At 49.9% G+C, this 23,008-nt stretch carries 11 protein-coding genes and 2 pseudogenes; 7 read left to right on the forward strand and 6 right to left on the reverse strand.

Annotated elements, in window-relative coordinates; all coding sequences use genetic code 11:
- The first annotated feature begins 21 nt into the window (after window positions 1–21).
- Window positions 22–1,027: pseudogene (locus BUB59_RS15805) on the forward strand (haloacid dehalogenase-like hydrolase).
- Here the strand turns inward: BUB59_RS15805 and BUB59_RS08185 are convergent.
- Entirely contained in the window at window positions 1,024–1,389 is a 366-nt protein-coding gene (locus BUB59_RS08185) for a hypothetical protein (RefSeq protein WP_073228335.1), read from the reverse strand. The pseudogene BUB59_RS15805 and the gene BUB59_RS08185 overlap by 4 nt on opposite strands.
- A gap of 233 nt (window positions 1,390–1,622) precedes the next feature.
- Window positions 1,623–1,820, reverse strand: coding sequence for a hypothetical protein (locus tag BUB59_RS08190; RefSeq protein WP_073228338.1), 198 nt, complete (start codon window positions 1,818–1,820; stop codon window positions 1,623–1,625).
- A gap of 154 nt (window positions 1,821–1,974) precedes the next feature.
- Between BUB59_RS08190 and BUB59_RS15625 the strand changes: the two genes are divergently transcribed.
- On the forward strand, window positions 1,975–5,079 hold the full coding sequence (locus BUB59_RS15625; protein ID WP_073228339.1) for an Rne/Rng family ribonuclease: 3,105 nt from the start codon (window positions 1,975–1,977) through the stop codon (window positions 5,077–5,079).
- Between the two features lie 197 nt (window positions 5,080–5,276).
- On the opposite strand, the gene BUB59_RS08200 is transcribed toward BUB59_RS15625, so the two are convergent.
- From BUB59_RS08200 to BUB59_RS08210, 3 genes are all read right to left on the reverse strand, one after another.
- The gene (locus BUB59_RS08200; RefSeq protein WP_073228342.1) at window positions 5,277–9,365 is read right to left on the reverse strand and encodes a fibro-slime domain-containing protein; all 4,089 of its coding nucleotides are present in this window, start codon (window positions 9,363–9,365) and stop codon (window positions 5,277–5,279) included.
- Window positions 9,366–9,538: 173 nt separating this feature from the next.
- Entirely contained in the window at window positions 9,539–13,495 is a 3,957-nt protein-coding gene (locus BUB59_RS08205) for a fibro-slime domain-containing protein (protein ID WP_234980001.1), read from the reverse strand.
- Window positions 13,496–13,731: 236 nt separating this feature from the next.
- Window positions 13,732–17,631 (reverse strand): fibro-slime domain-containing protein, encoded by a 3,900-nt coding sequence (locus tag BUB59_RS08210; protein WP_234980002.1) that lies wholly within the window; start codon window positions 17,629–17,631, stop codon window positions 13,732–13,734.
- Window positions 17,632–17,904: 273 nt separating this feature from the next.
- On the opposite strand from BUB59_RS08210, the gene pta reads away from it, so the two are divergent.
- The 5 genes and pseudogenes from pta (at window position 17,905) to BUB59_RS08235 (ending at window position 22,200) form a co-directional block, all read left to right on the forward strand.
- On the forward strand, window positions 17,905–19,293 hold the full coding sequence (gene pta, locus BUB59_RS08215) for a phosphate acetyltransferase (protein WP_073228347.1): 1,389 nt from the start codon (window positions 17,905–17,907) through the stop codon (window positions 19,291–19,293).
- A gap of 170 nt (window positions 19,294–19,463) precedes the next feature.
- The gene (locus tag BUB59_RS08220; RefSeq protein ID WP_143160292.1) at window positions 19,464–21,122 is read left to right on the forward strand and encodes a transthyretin-like family protein; all 1,659 of its coding nucleotides are present in this window, start codon (window positions 19,464–19,466) and stop codon (window positions 21,120–21,122) included.
- Window positions 21,110–21,511: a hypothetical protein gene (locus BUB59_RS15500; protein WP_200778818.1), complete on the forward strand. Its 402-nt coding sequence runs from the start codon at window positions 21,110–21,112 to the stop codon at window positions 21,509–21,511. Before BUB59_RS08220 ends, BUB59_RS15500 begins: the two co-directional genes overlap by 13 nt.
- A pseudogene (locus tag BUB59_RS15810) lies at window positions 21,490–21,585 on the forward strand (phosphate acyltransferase); the annotation flags it as partial. The gene BUB59_RS15500 and the pseudogene BUB59_RS15810, both read left to right, overlap by 22 nt.
- A 168-nt stretch (window positions 21,586–21,753) precedes the next feature.
- A complete protein-coding gene (locus tag BUB59_RS08235) occupies window positions 21,754–22,200 on the forward strand; it encodes a hypothetical protein (RefSeq protein ID WP_143160293.1) in 447 nt (148 codons plus the stop codon).
- A gap of 52 nt (window positions 22,201–22,252) precedes the next feature.
- Here the strand turns inward: BUB59_RS08235 and BUB59_RS08240 are convergent, their stop codons facing one another.
- Window positions 22,253–23,008: a tetratricopeptide repeat protein gene (locus BUB59_RS08240; protein WP_073228359.1), complete on the reverse strand. Its 756-nt coding sequence runs from the start codon at window positions 23,006–23,008 to the stop codon at window positions 22,253–22,255.

The raw sequence follows: 23,008 nt of genomic DNA on the forward strand, positions 1-23,008 counted from the left end.
GATCTAAAAAGAGGCTTAAATATGTCGAATTCCGCATTTGAACAGAACGTCATTGCCCTGGTGTGGGACTGCGATAAGACTCTCATCAGCTCCTACATGCAGGAACCTCTTTTCCGCTACTTCAATGTGGATGGCGGCAAGTTCTGGGCGGAAGTCAACGCTCTGAAGGATCGCTATAAGGAACAGGGCATTCATGTCAATGCGGATACCAGCTATCTGAACCACATTTTGACTTATGTGAAGGCTGGTCTCTTTAAGGGACTTTCCAATAAGCTCCTTCGTGAGTTCGGCAAGGAACTGAAATTCTACCCCGGCCTTCCTGATTTCTTTGGGGAGGTGAAGCGCCTCATTGAAGAAGACCCCAAGTACAAGGCCTTCGATATCCGGGTGGAACATTATGTGGTGAGCACCGGCTTCGCGGAAACCATCCGCGGTAGCGCTATCGCCCCCTATGTGGACGGCGTGTTCGGTTGCGAATTCATCGAGGACGTTCTCCAGCCCGGCTTTTTAGACGCCGGTGAGGATGGCGCCCCTCGTCATCCTGAGCCGTCCCTCTGTCATCCTGAGCGAAGCGATAGGATCCAAGGAAATCTCCCAGATCGCCTGCGCCCTGGATAACACTTCCAAGACCCGCTACATCTTTGAAATCAACAAGGGAAGCAACAAGTATCCCGAAACCATCGACGTCAATTCCACCATCGCAAGGGAAGTCCGTCGCGTGCCTTTCCAGAATATGGTGTATATTGCCGACGGACCCAGCGATGTTCCTGCGTTCAGTATTTTGAACAATAACGGTGGCAGCACATTTGCGGTATATCCCAAGGGTGACGTAAAGGGCTTTAAGCAGGTGGACGCCCTTCGTCGCGATGGACGTGTCCAGATGTTTGGTGAAGCGGACTACAGCCCTGCCACTCAATCCTGGATGTGGCTTACGGAAAAGGCCCGCGCCATTGCCGATCAGATCGTCGCCACAAAGCAGGCCGCCATCAAGAACAGCGCGGGCGCTCCTCCCACACACTTGAACTAAAGCATCGATTTAAAGAAAGAGATCAAGATCGCTACCAGTAATATCACTACGGGAATGGCGACGAATAATGCGATATCGTCATCTTTCATATTTCCGATGTCGCACTTGCTTGGGGGCGTGTAATCTTTGTATTTCTCCTCAAGTTCGTCTAATGTTTGGAGAATCTCGGACATTTCTGCTTCGGATACGTTACGGCTTTTTGCCTTGCGGGATAATTCCTGTTGTTTCTCGTCAACGGGATTTGCGGGGATAATGGGCTTTGTTTTCTTTTTGGATATTGAATTCTTTACTGTCTCATCCCTGGTAAACGCAATATCGGGATATTGGACAGTCGGCTCTTCTTTGGTCGTAGCCTCTTCCATTTCGCGGAGGTAGCTATCTCGTGTAGGATCAAATCCGTCTGTTTCTATTTGCTGGATACGTCTGGTGACGATATTGATTCTTCCTGGGGTAGGATCATCTTGAATGATGTCCAGAATCTCGTACAGTTCCTCAAGAGGAAGCTTTCGAATATTGGATCGATGGGATCGAACTTACGGAAAGGATCTTCCTCTGGTGTAATTTTTAAAGTCACTCTTTATCCCCCAAGTGCTCTTTAGAGCAAGTATATCCCTATTTCGTTCAGGAATTTATTCAGACAAAATAACGCAAATCCCAGGATGGCAACGAGCAAGATAACGTATTGCACCGGGTGTTCCCTGAAGTCAAAATCACTGCCTTGATGAGAAACCTTACCCCGTACGATGGCGGTAATGAACCAGGCGAAGAATATGACGGTAAGGATTAGGGACATTTCCCCTAAAATTACAAAAAATACAAGCTTTTTAGGCCCCGAAAGGTCCAATTCTCAAAAAACAAATTGAACCACTTATATATATTTATGGTCCCTAGTTTTCTAGGGGGAAGTTTTATCGACTATCCTGTATTTTTGACTACTTAGGTTTTTAATGACGAATAAGTGTAAATGTGGGATTCTGATTAGCAAGACGCCCTACGAGAAGCGCTATGCCATCATGGAAGATGGCGAATTAGTGGAACTGATCGTAGATGGTGGCTCTGCTACCCAGATTCTCGGAAATATCTATAAGGGTATTGTCAAGAAGGTCCTTGCCGGAAAGCTTGCTTTCATCGACATCGGTCTTGATGCGGATGGCGTCCTGCTGCAGGAAGATGCAGTGGATCGTAGCGCTCCCCGTGGCAAGTTCGATCGCGAAGATGTTGCTGTAAGCATCGAAAAGGTGCTCCGCGCAGGTGACGAGGTGATGGTACAGGTGTCCGCCGAGCCCGAGGGCAAGAAGGGTGCCGGTCTTACCATGAACCTGAATTTGGCAGGAACCCTCCTGGTTTGCATGCCGGGTACCGACCTGATTCGCGTTTCCAAGCGTGAACGTGACCAGGGTCGACGTGCCGATATCAAGCGTTTTATCAATCATGCCAAGGCTCGCGACGTGGGCTACATTGTCCGTACCGAAGGTGTGAATGCTTCTGAAGTGGAACTGACCCAGGAAATGCGTGGTCTGGAAACCAAGTGGGAAGGCATCAAGGAAAACTATGCCAACCTGAATGGTGCTGGCCTTATTTACGAGGAATCCAGTTCTACCAAGCGCGCCATTGGCGAATACATCAACGAAAACACCGATTATGTCTATATCGACAATCGTGATGAGTATTTCGCTGTCCGCGACGATTTGAAGTCTTTCTCTCCGGATAAGCTGGACAAGGTGAAGCTCTGGAGCTCCGCCGAAAGCCTGTTCGAGTATTTCAAGGTGGAAAACGACTACGCCCGCTCCCTGCAGCGTACCGTACCTCTGCCCCGTGGTGGTAACCTGGTCATCGAACAGACCGCCGCTCTGGTGTCTATCGACGTGAATACCGGTCCCAAGGTCCATGGTAAGGATCAGGGCAAGATTATCCTGGAAACCAACATCGATGCCTGCCGCGAAATCGCCAAGCAGCTGCGCCTCCGTGACGTAGACGGCTTGACCATCGTGGACTTTATCGATATGGAAACCGAGGCTGACAATACCACGGTCTATAACGAATTTTGCAAGGCAATCCGCCGCGACAAGGCGGAAGTGACCCCGGCTACCATTAGCCAGTTTGGTCTGATGGAAATCAAGCGCAAGCGTGTTCATGTAGAACCGGTTGGCGGCAAGACTCATGTGTGCCCGGTTTGCTCTGGTGGTGGACGTACTGCTACTCTGGAAAGCACCCTGGGTATGATCGACCGCTGGATGGCTCGTGCCAGCGCCAAGGGGAACATGAACCAGGTGACTCTGGTGACCAACCCCTTCGTGGTGGATGTACTTGCCAAGGACCGCAGCCGCATGTTCAACTACCTGGAATACAAGCATGGCATGACCATCGACTTGATCCAGGATGAAAATGCCCATGTGAACCAGTTCTGGATGTACAACGAGAATAAGGAAGACATCACAGACCAGTACAACTTTGCCGACGTGGAAAAGGTGGAAAAGCCTGCCAAGCCCAAGGCTCCCAAGCAGCCTGGCCAGAAGCGCAACCGTCGCGACAACCGCAACAAGGCAAAGCGTGAAATCCTCATCAGTAAGACTCCCTATGAAAAGCGTATCGCTATCATGGAAGACGGTGAGCTGGTGGAACTGGTAGTGGAAGGTGTTTCTTCCAACCGCGTTCTGGGTAACATTTACAAGGGCGTTGTCCAGAAGGTGCTCCCCGCACTGAAGGCTGCCTTTATTGATATCGGTATGGAAAAGGCCGGCTTCCTCCATCAGGAAGACGCCATGGATCGCGCAGAACTTCTCCGCCGTGAATACGGTGACGATGATGATGAAGGCGGTTCCGCAAAGGAAATTCCTATCGACCAGATTCTGAAGGAAGGCCAGGAAATCATGGTGCAGGTGGTGAAGGAACCCATCAGTACCAAGGGTGCCCGTCTGACCACACACTTGAGCTTTGCTGGCCGCTTCCTGGTCTGCATGCCTGGCACCAACTTCATTGGCGTGTCCAAGCGTGAACGTGACCCGGCCAAGCGTCGTGAATTCAAGAAGGTGGTCCGCCGCCTGAAGGGTCGCGATGTGGGCTATATCGTCCGTACCAACGGCCTGAACGAATCTGAATTTGAAATCAACAAGCAGATGCGTGAACTGGAAGCCAAGTGGGAAGAAACGAAGTTCAACTTCGAAAATCAGCCCGCAGAAACTTGCATCTACGAAGAATCTGATTCTATCGAACAGACGGTTCGCGAATACTTCAGCGACAATACCGATGTAGTCTACATCGATAATCGCGACGAGTACTTTGCCCTCCGCGACTACCTGCAGCGCCTGTCTCCGGACAAGCTGAACAAGGTGAAGCTGTGGAACGAAGACGTGAGCCTGTTCGAAAACTTCAAGATTGAAAACGATTACGCTCGCTCCCTGCAGCGCAAGGTTCCCCTGTCCAGCGACGGCAAGCCTCTTGGCTGGCTGATTCTGGAACAGACCGAAGCTCTGGTTTCTATCAAGGTGGACGTTCCTGAGATGACCAACAACTGCGCTGCAGTGGTCTGCCAGGAAATTGCAAAGCAGTTGCGTCTCCGTGACGTGGGCGGCTTGATTATCATCAAGTTCCCGGAATTCGCTGACGAATCTGTTCGCGAAACGGTGTACACCGAATTCCGTAAGGCTATTCGTCGTGACAAGGCTCCCATTAGTCCGTCTCCCGTTAGCCAGTTCGGCCTGATGGAAGTGACCCGCAAGCGTGTCCGCGTGAACCTCATGACTGAAAAGACGGAAGTCTGCTCTGTCTGCTGTGGCGGTGGCCGTATCGGTACCATCAACGGCACTCTGGGCATGATCGACCGCTGGATGTCCCGTGCTCACAACAAGGGCCGTCTCCGCGACGTTACCCTGGTAGTGAACCCGGCTGTGGTAGATGAACTGTGCAAGAATGATTGCAACATTTATCGCTATCTGGAATCCAAGCACTTCATAAAGATCAACTTGGTGGAAGACAGCCACGCTCACGTAAATCAGTACTGGATGTACGACAAGAATAACGAAGATATTACAGAACTGTATAACTTCGCGTAATGAGATGCAGAGGGGGTGCCCCCCTCTGGACTCCCCCAAAAAAGGAATGTGCTATCACAAGCAAAGCTTGTTCAGCGCATTCCTTTTTTCGTTGAGGGGAGGTGGAACCTCCTCCTCAATTTTGTCGGGTTGTCGTTATAAAAATGGATACCCCAGTTTTCTGGGGTATCCTTGGGTTTTGTTGGTCGGATGAGGTTTTAGAAACTTAGGTTTACCTTGGTGGTGGAACTGCGGCGGACGCCCATGAGCTTGTCGCGGGTTTGGTCCAGAGTGGTCTTGCCGTTGACCTTGATTTTCAGCTGGAGTCGGGCGATGTAAACGCCTGTGGCTACCAGGCGGCCACTGTCACTACGCATGTTCCAGGCCAGGAACAGCCTGCCGCTGTTGGTTAGGCAGTTCCCCTGTCCATTTGTGTCCTTGTACAGGTCACTATTGCAGGTGACGGTTCCGTGATCGCCTCCCACGTATTCGCCAAACTGGCTGTAGTAGCGGGTTTGATAAGTCATGACTACCGCATCCTCGGAAAGGAGCGTCTTTGTGCCGCCTCGATATTCTTCGATGCTGTACTGGTTCAGATCCCCGTTGTGGAGGGCTTCCAGGGTGGCGCCTGTAATACCCGCTTCCTTCAGGACTTCATCATATTGTCCGTTCCTGATGGATTCGAATACATCGGCAGACGTCGTGGTGGTCACTTCCTTCACGGTGATGCTTGTGTCGCGACTCATCTCGATGTTGTCCTGGGTCAGTTTATTCACCGCGGTGAGTATAGTCTTGGATGTTTTTGATTCGTAATTCTCGGTTGTGATGGATCCGTCCTTAACGCCTTCAATAAAACTTGCGATACTTGCACTATCGGCCCCTTCAAAATAGGCTTCTCCAACTACGTCTGTTGCAATGTCTACGAACAGCTGGGCCAATGCCTGGTCCTCGGTAAGGGCAGTGATGGTGGTGTCGTAGGTGGTGGTCTTACCAAGTTTCGTTTCGATGAAGGCGTCCAGCAGATCCACCTGGTTCTGGGTTTCTTGCGTCAGGATGTCCGCGATGCTATAGTCGATTACGCTACCCTGAACGCCATACTTGCTGCCCATCTCTTCCACAGAGAGGGAGGCATCTTTTTCAAGAATGGACTGTGTGGTTGCCTGGGTATTGGCAATGATTCCGAAGGGGTCTTCTCCGACGGTGACCAGGTTGGGGCTTTCGTTGGATACTTCCTGCTGTCCGGTAATGGTAATCCAGGGATTGTCCTTGTGGGGCTTATTTCCGGAAAGGTCCGTTGCCGGCTCGGGGATGTTGTAGGCCAGCTGTATCCTGTCGCCGTTATCCGGAAGAACCGCGTTCTCTGTGGAGGGACTGAACACGAGAATCATTGTGTTTCCGTTACCGCTTTGCAACACGGGTTTCTCGGGATCTGCGGCCTCGCCGTTTCTCATGCAGGTGTAGTTGAAAATGCTCTTGAAGTTCTTTCGGGATTCGTCAGAGAGGGCTTCGCTAAAGGTCAGTTCCAGCTGGCGGTTGCCATCGCTGTTCTTGCTCTTTACCGCCTTCTTCATGACAGGGCCTACGCTATCCGCTACCATCTGGTATTGAGAGTCGAAATGTTCCTCGACTTTACCTTCCTTGTGGGTAAACCAGGTGTGGATGGATCCTGTGTAAGGTTCGCTTTCCCCGCCGGTAAATACCTTGGAGCCAAATCCGCAGGTTTCGTCACTGCAGTCCGCTGCGAGATATTCAATTTCCGTATCGCTAATCTGGTCGAACTTGCTTGTGCTGGGGAAGTCTTCTCCAAAGCTGATTTGCAGGCTGTTCAAGATGTTGGTGGAATTGATGGCCTTGTCAAACTTGGCGTAAAGTCGATCGGCACGTCCATCGCCATTGCGATCGTAGATGGAGGCTGCGATTACCTTGGGTTCCGGAGATTCAATAAATACAAGATTTGTCCAGTAGGAGGCCGTTGCCGCAGAGCCCTTTGCAATGAGGGTAGCGCCTTCTACAGCGCCGTTGGCATGGACCTTGAAATGGGCCTGGGCGTTTTCGTCTAGGTTGATGGAGGTGATGGAGTTTCCGTTGGTATCAAGAATGTCGATGTCGCCACCTACAATGGAAAGATTGACTTTACGGTTATAGTTGGAAACCTGGGCCCATTCTTCAAAGAAGGTAATGTAGACGTCGTAATCCTTGTTGGCCCACTTGCCAATTTGCAACGTATCGCCGGAAACTTCCTTTCCCAGAATTTTCCAGCTGCTGTCGGCAAAGGCGATGCTGGGAATGGCGTAGGAAGGAATAATGATTTCGATTTTTGTCACCTGGCTGGGATCGGACTTCAAGGTGATTTCCAGGAAGTAGTGTCCCGGAGCCAAGGTGTAGTTGTCTACAATCTTTGCGGAATCGATGGTGAAGGTGGAATCGCTTGTGATTTCAATACCTTCGTAGTAGGTACCAACCTTAGGGAAGGATTCTCCTTCGGCGCCCAGGTTGCCTCCTGTGAGTTTGAAGGTGGAAGCACCTCCGGTGGTGTCCATAGTGGTCTTGGCCTTGGCGGAAAAGTCGCAACTGAGCGCATCCTTCTTGGTGACCTGCCAGACTTCATATGATTTTACGGTTCCCTTCTGGTCGGCGGAAACAAACATGCTGGCATCCGTCTTGAGATCGATGGACGTGCGCATCTTGAAATTGCCTTGCACCCTATAGCGTTCCGTGTAGAAGATGTAGAAGTTGTATTCCTGGCCTTCGGTAAGTCCCAAGGTGTCCAGATTGACGGAGGCGCTTCTGCGGTCATGAACTCCGCCGATGTCTACTACCAATTTGTTGTCGATGAAAACCCATACATCGTCATCGCCCAGGAATTCAAATTCCTGACCGCGGACATATTCGAACTTGGCCTGCACCTTCATGGACATGCCGTAGTTATGGTATGCCTTGCTGGAAGTTTTTCCGCTTCCGTCAATGCCAGAGAAGCCCGAGGGAATGGAATCGTAATAAGGGTTGGGAATGGTCTTTTCATCATCCAGGTACTGGAAGTCATCCAGCAGGAACATGCCGCCACGAGCTTCCCCTGTGGATTCCGCGGATTTACTATCCATCTGTCCGCGCCAGATTCCGTCATCGTCCATGACCAAGGTCAGGTCGCGGCAGGTGGCGTTGGTATAGGCCTTGCCGTTCTTAACAGTAATGGTATCGGGAATAAACCAGTGGTTGAGATATTCCGCATTCTGGCATTGGCCTTCCCAGTCAAAGAGTTCGTTACGGACGGGTACGCCATTTTTTCCTAAGGTCGTTTCCACCATGCCGTGAATCACGGAGGTTCCATCGTTCTTGCAGTTTCCCGTTTCCGTAACGCTGGTTCCCTTGGCCCCTGTGGGAGTGGAGTTGGGCCAGCAGAGATTGTTGTTGTCTCCGCCAAAGTCAGAACTGATACCGTCACCCCCGCGGGCAGTTTTACCGCCTAAGGAGTCTGCACGGGTCTTGGGATTGTACTTGGCGACGTTATCGTAGGAACCGTCGTACCAGTCGAACATCATGACGGGCAGTTTCTTGGTGGGGCAATCGCTGAGGATACCCGGATATTCCGTATAGAGGCTGGGGGCATCCCCGTTGTAGGCGCGAATCCAGAGGGTGTCACTGAGAGCTGCGATGCTGTCCAGGGCGATTTCACTTTCTGCGGAAACCTGGTTTAAGACCACTCCTTCCATGCCGTAGAACTTGTTGCCCACGGTCTGTTTAAAATACACGCTGAACTCGCCTGCGGGCTTGGTAATCTTCTTTTCGTACCAGCCGCAGTAATTGTTCACGGAGGTCATGATTCCCGTGGAATCCCCGTTCAAATAGAGAATGGCGTTGGTGTTGGTCCAGGGTGCCAAAAAACGCAGGACCTTGCTGCCCGATACTTTGACGGCGCTGCTGGAAGAATTCGTCTTGGATGAACTGGAACTTTGGGCGCTAGGGGAACCTACGCTCAGGCTTCCGCTTTTGGAGATCGTAATGTCAAAGGTGCCGCCGGTAGCCCCGAGAAGGTCGGCTACGGTTTGTTCGTCGGAAACGGACTTGGTGCAGCTTTCATCGCTAAAGAAGGCAATGGTTCGCTGGGCGGGCTTGCTGGTGTTGAACTCGTAGGAGTAGGATCCCTTGCTTCCGGCATTGCTACAGCCGGACTGCTGTCCGCCATCTACCTTGAAGTACAGGCTCTCGCCATCGTAATTGATGTTGCCTGCATAATCTGCTGCAAACACGCCTGCTGAAATAAGGGGGAAACCAACCAAGGCTGCCAGGATTTTTTTGTCACACCACATTCTATCGTCTCCCAAAATATCTGGTTTTATCCAAAGGTATCTATAATCTGGAGAAAAAGACGCAAAACGCCTTCTGGGGCCTTTTTATGCGTGTTAGAAAATGTGCTTTCCGTGTAAAAAAAGTAGCGCTCCGAAGAGCGCTACAAAAGTTTTGAAAAAGGATTTTCTAGAGGCTAGAAATTCAGATCCAGACCTGCGGTAGAACCGCGGCGGACACCCATGAGCTTGTCGCGGGTCTGGTCCAGAGTGGTCTTGCCGTTCACCTTGATCTTCATCTGGAGTCGGGCGATGTAAACGCCGGTACCTACCAGGCGACCGCTGTCAGAACGCATGTTCCAGGCCAGGAACAGCTTGCCCTTGTTTGCCAAGCAGCCACCAGCTCCGTATACGCTTTCGTCGGAACACTTGATGGTCTTGGAGGCGCCGCCAACGTATTCGCCAAACTGGCTGTAGTAGCGGGTCTGGTAGTGGAGAACCACGGCGGTGTCTGCCACCAGGGTCTTGGCGCCGCTGCGGTAGTCTTCAATGTTGCTTTCGTTCAAGGTGCCGTTCTTGATGGCTTCAATCATGTTGGCGCTGACGCCAGCCTTCTTCAGCTTTTCATCCAGAGCGCCGCTGCGAATCTGGTCGAACATGTCTGCCTGAGTGGTGGTAGAGATGTTGCTGATGGTGATGGCGGTGTCGCGGCTTGCTTCCACACTGTTGTTCACCAGTTCCTTGATGGTTGCGACTTCGGATTTGCTCATCTTGGAAGTGTAGTTAGAAGCGGTAATGGTTCCGTTCATGACACCAGCCACCGTTTCTTCGCTGATCATGTAGTTATCGCCGATGATGCCGTTCTTAATATCGCTGAAGATTTCGGCCAGAGCTTCGTCATTCGTCATGGCGGTAATTACGGTATCATAAGTTGTGGTGCTACCCAGGCGAGTCTCGATGAAGGCTTCAAGAGCGTCGATGTCGTTCTGAGTTTCTTCCTGCATGATCTTGGAAATGTCGAAGTCAATCAAGTGACCCTGCACGCCCAGGGAGTCACCGATGCTCTGAACATCCTGATTGATGTTGGTAATCAAGGTGGGCTGTGTGGTTTCCGGATTGGAGATGATTCCGTAAGGGTCTTCGCCAAGAGCCACAACGCCGGGAGCTTCGTTACTTACTTCCTGGTCGCCGGTGATGGTTACCCAGGGGTTGTTCCAGTGGGGGGCATTTCCGGACAGGTCTACGGTCTTTACATCCTTGTAGAGGAAGCGAATCTGGTCACCGTTATCCGGCAGGACTGCGTCGTCGTCGGCAGGGCTGTAGATCAGAATCAGAGTGTTGCCGCTACCTGCAACCTGCACCGGATTTTCGGGAGTGGCAGGAATGCTGTTGCGTACGCACATCAGATCAAAGATGTTTGCAAAGTTCTTACGGGACTCATCGGAGATGGCTTCACTCATAGTGATTTCAAGTTCGCGGTTGCCGTCTTTCAGCTTGGTCTTTACGGCCTTCAGCACGATGGGGCCAACGCCGTCGGTAATCTTTTCTTTTTCGGTATTGAACTGAGTGGACTTGCCGTTCTTCGTGTAGGTAAACCAGGAGTTCAACTGTCCGAAATACACATCCTTGTTGCCACCCGTAATCTGTCTGCTGCCGAATCCGCAGTTTTCATCGCTGCAGGGCTTGCCGGTAGATTCTGCGGTAACAATCAAGTCGGTGTTATTGACAATCTTGTATTTGGTTGTGGTAGCGAAGCTTTCTCCAAAGGTAAACTGGATGGAGTCTAGCTTGCTTTCACCATTCAAGGCTGCGTCATACTGAACGTACATACTGTCTGCGCGGCCATCGCCATTGCGGTCCACGATGATAGCATTCTTCACATGGGGAATGGGAGGATCCTTGAAGTTCAAGTTTGTCCAGATCGTGGGTGTTGCTGCGGAACCCTTGGCAATCAGGGTTACGCCCTGAACGGCTGCATTTGCATGAATGTAGAAGGTAGCGCGGCCCTTTTCGTCCAGGTTCACATAGGAAATCTTTCTGCCGGTAGAATCCTGCACATCCACGTTGGGATTATCGAAGGATAGACCGACTCTCTTATTGTAGTTGGTGACTACGGCAAAGTCTTCGAAGAAGGAAATGTTCACCTTGTAGGTGGCGTAGGCGAATTCACCAATCTGCAGGGTATCGCCAGAAACTTCTGTACCCAGGATGGTCCAGTCATCCTTGGCAAAAGCTACTCTGGGAACTGCATAAGTGGGAACCACAATTTCAACCTTGGTCATCTGGGAAGGATCGGACTTCAAGGTGATTTCCAGGAAGTAGTGTCCCGGCGGGAGAGTTGCCTTGTCAACAATCAGTGCGGAGTCAATGCTGAAGGTAGAGTCGGTCAAGATCTTCAGGCCTTCGTAGTAAGTCTTGCCCGGAGTAAGTTCCTGGTCAATGTTACCGCCTGTGAGTTTGAACTTGGATGCACCGCCAGTGGTATCCACTTCTGTATTGGAGGCATCGTAGCCGCAGGACAGCTTGTTCTTCTTGGAGACCTGCCAGACGTCGTAGCTGGTTACAGTGCCGCGCTTGTCAGAGGTGAGGAAGATGGAAGCGTCCACCTGCAGGTCAATGGAGGTACGCATACGGAAGTTGGAGGAACTGACATGGCGTTCCACATAGAAAATATGGAAGTTATAGGTTTCGCCAGGAACCAGCTTCTTGCCGTTGTTCTGACCGATGGTATCCAGGTCCACTGCACCGGCTACCTGACCGTGCTGACCACCGATATCCACTGCCAGGCGGTTGTCGATAAAGACCCAAACATCATCATCGCCGTAGAAGTCGAAGTACTGGCCAGGAACGTATTCGAAGGTAGCCTGGATCTTCACGGCGAAGCCGAAGTTGTGGTAGCCGCCGCTACCGTTCAAATTATCGTAGTAGGGATTGAGAATTGTCTGGGCGTCATCCAGGTACTTGAAGTCATCCACCAGGAACATGCCGCCCTTGTTGGCTTCGTTGCCTTCGGAAATCTTGTTGCTGGAAACTTCTGCCAGCCAGAAACCGGCATCATCCATGGAAATGTACAAGTCGCGGCAGGTCATGTTGGTGTATTCGTTACCTGCGGCATCCTTGGCTACCACTTCGGGCAGGAACCAGTCTGCAAGGTGAGTGGTCAGCTGGCATTTTTCGGGGAACGGAGTGGCGGGGACAGGCACGCCATTGGCGCCCAGGTTGTATTCCACCATGCCTTCCATGAAACCCTTGTTATTATTGCTGCCACCGCAGCCACCGGAACCGAAGTCTGCACTAACACCGTTTTCGGGATTGCCGTTACCTTTTTCTCCGTCACCCTTGTTGCCGTGAAGCCAGTCAAACACGGTTACGGGGAACTTTTTCAAGGGGCAGTCACCCAATACCTTGGGATAGCTGGAGAATACGGAAGGAACGTCGTTCTTGTAACCCTGGATCCAGATGGTGTCAGAACCGAGAGATGCTACGGAGTCCAGAGAAATTTCTGTTGCGATGGTGGGTTCCTTATTGACGAGGCCTTCGGCGGTCACGTAGTTCAGACCCACGGTCTGCTTAAAGTAGACGGTAAAGTTGCTGGAGGGAGGAGTTACCACGGCCCTGAACCAGCCGCAATAGTTTTTCATGGCGGTCATGGTGGCAACGGAGTCGCCGTTCATGTAAAGGACTGCGTTGGTGTTGGACCAGGGGGTAAAGAAGGCGATGACCTTCTTGCCTGCAGCCACCTGATCTTGCTTGCCGGGCTGCTGAGTTCCTGGCTGCTGTTCTGCACCGGGCTTTGCCGCACTATACTGCCATGTACCATCAGCCTTCATGGTGATGGTAACGCTTTCGCCTTGAGAGAACAAAACACTTCCCTTCACTTCGGCAAGGGCTCTTTTCTTACAGTCCTTATCTGTATAGAACACGAAATTACGGGTGTTGATCGTGCTGTTGGTGTATGATAGGCTTGGTGTTGCCGCCCTGCAGGACTGACTCTGGCTTCCGCCATTGGAAGAAACCACCTTATAGTATAAGGTGCCATTGCCCTCATAAGTGACGTTTGCGGTATATGTTGCAGCAATAGCAGAAGTGGCGCACATGAAGACGCCCAAAGTCAGAGCGCGTACAGCGCTCCTAAAGATATTTCCACACCTCATCCGAATCTCCTTCTAGAAAACGCGTTCAAAAACGACCCAAACCAACCTACGGGTTTCCTAGATCCTTGATAATACTCCCTAGAAATACCTTTTTTTGCTTAAAAATTCAATACCCCGCCTTTCGTATGGACGTTAATTTGTGGTTTACAAAGGGAATTTTTGCCCCGAAAACATGCAAAAAGGGGTATTTCACCCCAAAAAGATGAAATACCCCTAAAACTATGGGAGAGAATGGGTTAGAGACCGAAATCTACCGCATTGACCTGACCGCGACGGACACCCCACAGGAAGTCCTGGGTACGGTCGGTAATGACCTTGGTGTTGACCTTCACCATGATCTGGATACGGGCAATGTAGACGCCGGTTGCAGCCAGTCTACCGCCGGCGGAACGCATATTCCATGCCAGGAACAGGCGACCTTCGCTACCCAGGCAATTTTCCGCACCGCCCACCTTGTAGATATCAGCGTTGCAGTTGATCGAGCCGGATTCCTCATTGACGAAGTGGCCCAGGCTGGTGTAGTAAGTGGTCTTGTAGCGCAGTTCAGTTCGGTCTGCCACGGCGGAAACGATGTCCTTGATATCAGCTTCGGTGCCGTGAGCGTAGTTCTTCAGGTTTTCCTTGGTCAGGAGTCCGTTCTTGTAGGCATCGACGATGGTTTCGCTGACGCCATACTTCTTCTGGGCCTTTTCGATGGAAATTTCACCTGCGGCAACTTTGTTGAGGATTTCTTCCAGAGTGTAGCTTGCAAGAGCTGCGGCGCTGGTGCTATCCTTCTTCACGGCGTCCTTGTCGTGATAGATGGAGGTGCCTTGAACTTCCTTGACGATTTCTGCAATTTCGTTTTCCACCAGTTCAGCCATATCCAGGTCTCCCAGGAAGTGGCCCTGGGTGCCGAATTCTGCTGCAGCGGCTTCTGCAGAAATGTTTCCGCCAGTAAGGATCTTGGGAACGGTTGCGCTGTCGCTTCGTACAATTTCCTTGGACTTTTCAAAGGCCTCGGAACCAGGAGTAAGAGTTACCACGGCAGGGCTTGTGACCGTAATACGTTGTTCGCCAGTGACGCGAACCCAGGGGTTGTTTTCGTGGGGGCCGATTCCAAGCAGGTCCCTTGCTTCGCCATTCTGGGAAGGCGGAGTGAAGCGGACGGAGTCGCCTACTGCGGGAATCAGATCCAGGTCGCTGCCCTTGGGGAATACGAGAGTCCACTGGTCGAAGGGAATGGTTCCGATGTCGCTGGCCGGCTTCACGATGGAATCCAGAACATTGTTTCTCCAGCAATGGAATCGGAACATTTCCGTATTAGCCTGAGTGTAATCCAGACCTTCACTGAAGGAAAGTTTCAGCTGGGTGTTGCCGTCGTTCAGGTATTCCACTTCGGCTGCGATAATCACGGGGCCTACATGGTCTGTCAGGGCGCCTTCCACAGGGAACAAGGTCACCTTGCCAGCGTCATCCGTATAGGTGTAGTAGACTGTTATCTTTCCCGAGTAAGCCTTGCCCGTTCCACCTGTAAAGATAGATGAGCCAAAGCCCGGTTCGTCCGTAAAGATGGATGCGGTGGTACTGCCAGCTTCGTATACGGCCTTGTAGGATCTATCGAAGTTTGCACCGAAGATGAATTTTGCGGAGTCAAGAATACTGATGCCAGAATCGTTGGGATCCCTTACGCCAAGAGGCTTGGTGAATTGAACCCAGATACTGTCTGCGCGACCATCACCGGTGCGGTCGTAAATGTAGGCGGTTTCAATCTGCGGGACAGGCGGGACGGCCATGTTGATTTTAATCCAATCCACGCTCTTGTTTTCTGCGCCGGGGCTAGATACGGTCAGTGTTCCGTTCACCACTTCGCCAAGACCCTTCACGAAGAAGCTTGCTCGGCCCTGTTCCAGCAGGATTTCGCTGATGGGATCGCCCATGGAGTCGCAGGGCTGGAGCATGGGGTTGTTGGTAGTGATGGTTACAGGAATGCCGCTGTACATGGTTGCCCATTCTTCGGCGTACATCACGTAAACCGGGTAGGAACGTCCGGCCCACATCTTCTCGCTCTTGTCCTGGCTGATGGGCAAGGTGTCGCTAGAAATGTTGCGAGTGATTTCGTTACCGAAGGGGCTCCAGTACTGGTCGAAGTACAAGGTGTCTTCGATGTTGTAGCCAATGTTATAGTAGCTGGAATCCTTTACGTACTTGCCGAAAGCCAAGGTGGGAAGTTCGTGAGGATCCACGGTGAAGTAAACGTCGATGTATTCATCGGGATTGCTCTTGAGGGCCACTCGAACGTAGTAAGTTCCCGGAGGCAGGAGCATGGCCTTGCTCAGGGTCTCGATGTCGATGGTCAGGCGAGTGTAGTTTTCGCTAACGGTAATGCCTGCATAGTAGGCGGAGTCCAGAGTCTTCAGGGCAACGCCGCCCTTGGCAACGCCCTTACCGAAGAGGGTAAAGTTGGACGGACCGTGTTCGGTGGTTTCCTTTTCCGGACTGCTGGAGAAGTCGCAAGCCAGTTCGCGTTCGCGAACGATCTGCCACACGTCCTTGATCTTCTTCACGGTGGTGTCGGCAGAGAGTTCCGTAAGGAACATGCTTGCGTCTGTACGCAGGTCGATGGAGGTACGCATCTTGAAGTTGGATTCGTCCTTGTGACGTTCTGCATAGAAGATGTGGAACGGATAAGTCTCACCTTCTGTCAGACCCAGATCGTCCAGGTCGACGGTGCCGGTCTGTTCTCCGTGCTGGCCGCCGATATCCACCACCAGCTTGTTGTTGATGAACACCCACACGTCGTCATCGCCCAGGAATTCAAAGTACTGACCCTTCACGTATTCAAACTGGGCCTGGATCTTCATGGTAAAGCCGTAGTTGTGAGTTCCAATGGAACTGCCACCGCTAATCCAGTCGAAGTAAGGGTTCTTGACGGTCTTTGCGCTGTCCAAATATTCAAAGTCATCCAGGAAGAACAGACCTTTTTCGGGACTGCGCTTATTCTTCTGGCCCAGCCAGAAGCCCTTGTTGTCCAATTCCAGATCCAGGGTGCGGCAAGTGACGTTGGTGTATTCCTTGCCGTTGGCATCCTTGGCGACCACTTCCGGAAGGAACCAGTCGTTGATGTGTTCGGAAAGCTTGCAGTTTTCGGGGAAGTTCTTTGCACGTACGGGAACGCCGTTAGCGCCCAGAGTCTCTTCCACCATACCCTTGGCAAGAGCTACACAGCCACTTGTTCCGAAATCCTGGCTGGTGGTTCCCGCCTGGGTAATTTCGTTGATTCTGTCGTCGTTGAGAGAGTCCGGTCCACCGGCGTCGCGCATTCTGTAATCCTTATCGCCGTTGCCGTTACCGTGAAGCCAGTCGAACATCATCACCGGAAGCTTCTTTACAGGGCAATCGCCCAGGTCGCCTGGGTAAGAGGTGTAAAGTTCCGGATAGCCGTACTTTGCGGAAATCCATACTTCGTTACTGATGGCCAGGATGGAGTCCAGGTTGATTTCTTCGGAGATGGAAAGTTCAGAATGGGAAATGCCGTCCTTGCCAAGGTAGGTATCGCCGATGCTCTGCTTAAAGGAAACGTATGCGTTCTTCGGGATGATTCTAAGAGTGTCCACGAACCAGCCGCAGTAAGTTTCGCGAATGGGAGCCATGGAATACTTGTTGCCGTCCACATACATCAGTACGGAAGTGTTGTTCCAGGGCGGGAGAACTCTCACGATTGCGGTAATGGAATCGGGGAGAACGTACTCGTCGGGAATCTTGTCCAGCACCTTGTAGCCGGAGTTGGTCAATTCAATCCATACTTCGGGGACGGAGGTATTGATGGTATCCTTCTCGCCGTCCTTGATATAGACATAACCCGGGAAGATGTCCTTCAGGAAGGAAAGCTGTTCTTCTGCGGTGTAGAGGTAAGTATCGCAGTTGCTTGAGTTTTCTGTACAATTCAGGCCGAAGCGCAACCTTCTATCGGTTTTAAAGCGTTCGTTCTTGAATTTGATTGTGTAGGTGCCGTCGTGCTCTTTCTCCAGAGCCTGAAACTTTAAATTCTCTTCATTATCGGCATAATAAAGATTATCGCCATCGTAAATGACGTGTGCGATTGCGACTGTCTGCGCATAAGCGCAAGACACAAACAGAGCTAGGAATAATCCCAAGCCCCGGAATAGGTTTGAATACCTCATCCGTTCTCTCCTGTTGACCAGACATTTCCAGAAACACCGAGCGCAAAAATAGAAATATTTTGTTTACAGTCAAGAAGTTATGGTTTTTCATCGTGATAAATTTGTATGTTCTGAACTTATGTAAATTTTTGTTTAAAAAGTGAAGGCTTTGGTTGCTTTGGCGAGGTAAAATCCTAATTTTTACCACGAAGTTATTAATTGATTAATCAGGCAGAATAAGCTAGTGATTAAACAAGGAGCTAAGAAATGAATCGTGTATATCTCGTGGCCGCTAAGGACATGTCCGCAAAGGTTAAGGAAGCTAGTGACGCAGTTGTCGCCGTAGGCCTCAAGACCGCAACCTACAAGCCGTCCGTGAATGGCGCCGCTGCCGTGGAAATGTTAAAGTCCGGCAACAGCGCTGTCCTTATGGAAAAGATCGCTGCAGACTTCCTCAAGCAGGATTTTAACGCAGTGGATGTTGTCATCGTGGAAGGCGCTCAGGACATGAGTGACGCTGCCGCCTACAAGTACAACGACAAGCTGGCCACCGCCCTGGACGCAAAGATCTTCTGCAAGGACGAAGATGCTGACCTTTACTGCTGCACCCGCCTCCTGAAGTGCGTAGATTGTTTCGTCAAGAGCCTGAAGGAACCCGCCGCCGAACGTAAGACTTCTCAGGCTATGTTCCGCGCAGGTCTTCTCCAGAAGGCTTCCAAGGCTGTCAAGCGCATCGTTCTTCCCGAAGGTTCTGAACCTCGTACCGTTCAGGCTGCAGCCATCGCCGTAGAACGTAACATTGCTGTTCCCGTCCTCATTGGCGCAAAGGCTGAAATCGAAGCCGTCGCCGCAGAAAAGGGCGTAAAGCTTCCCGCTAACATCGAAATTATCGAACCTTCCGATGCTCTTGCCGAAAAGTACGTCCCCACTCTGGTGGAACTCCGTAAGTCCAAGGGCATGACCGAAGAACAGGCCCGCGCAGCCCTTAAGGACAACGTGATGCTTGCTACCATGATGTTAAAGATGGGTGAAGTGGACGGTCTCGTTTCTGGTGCCATCCACTCTACCGCAGACACTCTCCGCCCGGCTCTTCAGATCATCAAGTGCGCTCCTGGCGTTAAGTCCGTGAGCTCCGTATTCTTTATGTGCCTCCCCGGCCAGACTTATGTGTACGGTGACTGCGCTATTAATCTGAACCCCACCGCAGAAGAACTTGCAGGTATCGCCCTCCAGTGCGATGATACCGCAAAGGCTTTCGGACTTCCCAGCCGCGTGGCAATGCTCTCCTACAGCACCATCAATTCCGGTAAGGGTCCCGACGCAGATCTCGTGAAGGAAGCTACCGCTATCGCTAAGGCTGCTCGCCCCGACATGGCTCTGGATGGCCCGCTGCAGTACGATGCAGCAACCACTCCCAGCGTGGGCTCCCTGAAGGCTCCGGGTTCCGCTGTGGCTGGCAAGGCAACCGTGTTTGTGTTTCCGGATCTTTCTGCCGGTAACATCGGCTATAAGGCTGTGCAGCGTTCCGCTCAGGGCACCATCGCTATTGGCCCCATGCTCCAGGGCCTCGCAAAGCCCGTGAACGACCTGTCCCGTGGCGCCTTGGTGGAAGACATCGTCTATACCATCGCCCTGACTGCAGTTCAAGCACAGTAATACATGGTATTACATTAAAGAATAAAGCGTCCGGTTTTACTCGGACGCTTTTTCTTTTTTATAAAGGTATTTTCATTCTATATTGACATTTGGTCTTTTTTTTTTTATATTGCTAGATAACTTGTATGAGATAGTTTATACAAAGTATATTGGTCCGTTAGGAGGATCCGTTGAAAAATATATTCTGCCTTGGCGCAGCATCTTTGATGCTCTGCGCCTGTTCTGAAATGTCCAATCCTCAGGTTTCCTATTCCGAGGGAGATGAGGGTTACTCTTCTGTTAATGTAATTTCTTCCACTATAGTCAGTAATCCTGCCCAGGATCCTTATTCCGTGGAAAACATGAGTGAGGCTCTACGCAAGACCGCCTTGACAAAGAGTCGTAGTGCTACTGATTCGGCAGAAGCGAGTCAACTATCTTTTGAACCGAATTATCTGTATGTAAGATTTCTTTCGGAAGGCAAGAAAGGCGCATACGAATTAAAAAAGTATGACTCTTCCTTGGTATTGTTTAAGCATCCTTTGGACTATAAACCCATTAAGAAACCTGTCGTTTATAAGGATCCCTCGCTGCCCGATTCTATTATTCCTTATTTTGCTACTGTTCCGGTAGATTATGAATTTGGACCAACTAAATATGAAATTATTAAGGAACTTTTTCTTGTAGAACCCGACGAAGTGCAGGGCGATAATGCTGTGAAGGGACTTGCAAAGAAAACTTCTGCCAAGATGGATGAATTAGGAATATCTCTTCACGAAGTTGAATGGAATTCTTTGGAAATGACTGGTAATCTTGCCGAGCGCCTCAAATCCCTTAACGATGAAAGTATGATAGGTGAAAAAACGAAATCTGCGTGGTCTCTATTCAGCAGTGCAAAAAAATTAGGTGGAACGCTGAAATTTCAGGATGATTATCTTGGAGAGCAGCCTTTGGTTGGTGTTCGTGTAACGGGTGGATATTCCTATTATTGGCGCGAAGCCCATACTGATGCAAATGGCCATTTCTCGATTCCGGAAAAGTGGAGCTTTGACATTGATTATGAAGCAAATTTTGATTCTGATGAGTTTTTGCTTGAAGATGGACATTCATTCTACGGAGAAGATTTAGAGGTTGAGAAGAATGGCAAGCATTCTGATTGGAACCAAACGTTTAAAGGAGATACTGCCAAATGGTGTGTTGTTTGGACTGCCGCATACCAGTATTGGTACGGGGATAATTATGGCCTAAAACGACCGAGGCAGAATACAGCGACGAATTGGAGTTTGGATATTGAGGTGTATTATAGGAATAAAAAAGATTACTATGATAATCTTGTTGATGGAGGAGAGTCTTCCGTAGGAAACTATGACGGGACTTTGGGAGTGGAGGATATTTGTATTCTTGCGTATGGACAAACGTCAAAGCAGATATATTCAACGACGATACATGAGGTTGCCCATTCCTCTCATTATTGGAATACATCGAAGTCGTTATGGAGTTTTTTTAAATTACCCAGTGGGTTTAGAAATACCTATACAAGGGGGGTAGAGGACTTTTTCACTCAAAAAAAATATGGCTCGCCAGCGAATAATAATTATGATAAGACATATACTGCTATATTCGGAGATCTTATTGATGGTGATAAAGACTATAAAAAGAAAAATGGAGTTGTGTCCAGTGGTGATGCGGTGAAAGGGTTTGAAATTACTGAACTAGAAAAGGGGGTGTTTAATTCATCTAGTTTGAATGGATTAAAAAATTATTTAATGGAAAAATATCCCTCGGGAGTTAATGGAAGATCTTATACTAAAGATGCTATGAATAATCTTTTCAATTATTGGACAAAGTAAAAATGAAAAAAATACTACTGTTTATTTGCGTTTTGGCAATTTTCTTCCTCTCGTCTTGTGCTGAGGATGATCCTGAATATGTCTATTTTCCAGTTTTGTTAGAAAATCTGACTGAAGATGATGTCTATTATTGTGTTGCATGGAATGGGGACGAACAATGTTCTGTTCTTGCATCAGAAAGGACTCTCTCCCTTGAAGATTCTGTCCGTACATTTATTAAACAGAACAAAAATTGCTGTGCCGATTTCGGGATTACCTCGACCAAGTCAGCGAGCGATTCTTCTCTAGAGGTTGAAACAAAAGAAATGTCTTCCGAGTACAACGACGACTGGGGAAAGACGATGGTTTTTGTTCATGCCATGTTTAAAAGGGCCTCGCAAAGCCCGTGAACGACCTGTCCCGTGGCGCCTTGGTGGAAGACATCGTCTATACCATCGCCCTGACTGCAGTTCAAGCACAGTAATACATAGTATTACATTAAAGAATAAAGCGTCCGGTTTTACTCGGACGCTTTTGCTTTTTTATAAAGGTATTTTCATTCTATATTGACATTTGGTCTTTTTTTTTATATTGCTAGATAACTTGTATGAGATAGTTTATACAAAGTATATTGGTCCGTTAGGAGGATCCGTTGAAACATATATTTTGCCTTGGTGCGGCATCCTTGATGCATCTCTTATTTTTGTCGTCCGTTTTGTCGCTGCTCCTCGTTGCTTGTGGAGAAACCGATGATTTTGGCGATTTGACCTATTTCAATTATGTCAATTCAACCCAAAGTACTGTTGTCATTGAAAAATGGAATGATGATGGCTTGCAACGTTCTCATGAAATTATGGCGAAGGATTCCATAAATCTTCCGAGTTCTCTTACGAATGTTGTTGCGATTATGGACGATTTATCTGATTCTAGTCAAGTTATCTTGCGGTTTGTTGGAACTGAGGATAGGTGTTTTATCTATCCTTTGAAAGAATGGATTGAAAACGACATTCGCTTGGTGGAGTCATATACCAAAGTTGGTGAGACTCTTCGATTCGAAATATCCGATACTTTGCAGACAGTTGTCTGTTCAAAAGAATAAATAAAAGACGCGCGACCCCATTGAGGTCGCGTTTCTTGTAGTTCATATTTTTTTACTTCTTATCAAGTTTTGCGTTGATTTTTTTCTGCAGTTCCTTCAGGTGCCAACGGCCGCGCTTGTCTTCCAGGAAAAAGTTGGTGCGTACTCCGCGGGCTAGACCTCTTTCAATGAGGTCCAGGGCGTCGGCATAGCGCTTCTGATCGAAACGCAGTTCCGCCAGGAAGAAATAGTTGTACAAATCCTTGGGATCCTTCTTCATGGCCATGGTCAAGTACTTGTCCGCTTCCTTCTTGTCCGGCCATGAAAGAATGATGGGGACGTAGGGCAACACAAAGTGGGCGCGACCCAGTACCTGCCAGTCTTCGACGGAAGTGGCTACATCGCGAACCGTCTTGGCCACACCTTCCTTCACGGAGGTCATGGCTCCACGTTCGTTTCCCCAAATGGAAAGGATGGAGGTGTAGACGTGCGCGATTTCCTTGTTCTTAGGGAACTTCCTGTAGGCGTTCTCGCAATCGATCTTCATGGAGTCCAGCGTTTTCATGCGCTTGCTCTTGTCGATGTTTACGAAACGGATGGTAAAGAAAAGACTCTTGACGTAACCTTCGGTGGCCTTTTCCTCTACGGAGGCATCGGCCATGGCTGCCTTGTACTTTTCTGTCATCAGGTGAGCGTTTTTCTTGTCTGCCTTGTCCCCGTTGGCGCGTTCCGCACGGGCCGCATAGCAGGAATCTGCAACACGAAGATCTTCGTTTGCGAAGGCAACTCCTGCCAGGAGAAGAAACAGTATGACGCTAATAGCTCTCAT

This window comes from Fibrobacter sp. UWEL, from assembly GCF_900142535.1.
GTDB lineage: Bacteria > Fibrobacterota > Fibrobacteria > Fibrobacterales > Fibrobacteraceae > Fibrobacter.

Excerpts from the sequence above, each read along its gene's own strand:
- pta (WP_073228347.1), top strand. The coding sequence starts at position 17,905 with ATGAATCGTGTATATCTCGTGGCCGCTAAGGACATGTCCGCAAAGGTT.
- BUB59_RS15625 (WP_073228339.1), top strand. The coding sequence starts at position 1,975 with ATGACGAATAAGTGTAAATGTGGGATTCTGATTAGCAAGACGCCCTAC.
- BUB59_RS08240 (WP_073228359.1), bottom strand. The coding sequence starts at position 23,008 with ATGAGAGCTATTAGCGTCATACTGTTTCTTCTCCTGGCAGGAGTTGCC.
- BUB59_RS08190 (WP_073228338.1), bottom strand. The coding sequence starts at position 1,820 with ATGTCCCTAATCCTTACCGTCATATTCTTCGCCTGGTTCATTACCGCC.
- BUB59_RS08205 (WP_234980001.1), bottom strand. The coding sequence starts at position 13,495 with ATGAGGTGTGGAAATATCTTTAGGAGCGCTGTACGCGCTCTGACTTTG.
- BUB59_RS08200 (WP_073228342.1), bottom strand. The coding sequence starts at position 9,365 with ATGTGGTGTGACAAAAAAATCCTGGCAGCCTTGGTTGGTTTCCCCCTT.
- BUB59_RS08185 (WP_073228335.1), bottom strand. The coding sequence starts at position 1,389 with ATGGAAGAGGCTACGACCAAAGAAGAGCCGACTGTCCAATATCCCGAT.